The organism is Neisseria sp. P0021.S007, assembly GCF_051956855.1.
Window position 1 is genome coordinate 1 of the sequence record NZ_JBQCXA010001050.1, and the last position, 540, is coordinate 540.

A 540-nucleotide genomic window follows, 5' to 3' on the forward strand; every position below is an offset into this window, starting at 1 on the left:
TCGTGTTGAGTGCGGTTAAAAACAAATTATATAGCGGATTCAATCAATTTTCGATACAAGGCGTGGCAATAGTGTAGTGAAAGTGAAGGGAGCTTGAGCCAACCACGTTCAGACGGCCTTTTGCCCTTCTGCTTCGTCCACCAGCAAAAATGCCGTCAAAGCCAAAGCGGTCAATACCGCCGTCAACACCATCGCCCGTCCGTAATTGTCCGCACCAGCGCGTCCGAGATAATCGTAAATCAAAGTGGTCAGCGTCTGCCATTCGGGGCGCGACAGAAACAATGTGGCCGCAAATTCGCCGATACACGTTGCCGAAGCCAAAGTCAGGCCGCGCCGTAAGGCCGGTTTCAATAAAGGCGCGGTTACATAACAGGCCGTCTGAAAAGCGTTTGCGCCCATGGTACGCGCCGCCGCCGCGTAATCTTTGGGCAAACCATCCCATGCGGCCAATACATCTTTGGCCACAAACGGATACGCCAACAGCGCATAAGTCGCGGTCAGCAGCCACAGCGAAGCCGTCCACTGCGGATAGAGCAGCAA

The 540-nt window shown here is 53.9% G+C and carries 1 protein-coding gene; it reads right to left on the reverse strand.

What is annotated here, in order from left to right; translation table 11 throughout:
• Positions 1 to 108: 108 nt before the first annotated feature.
• On the reverse strand, positions 109 to 540 hold a 432-nt coding region (locus ACTHUR_RS17465; protein ID WP_440399981.1), incomplete at its 5' end, for an ABC transporter permease subunit.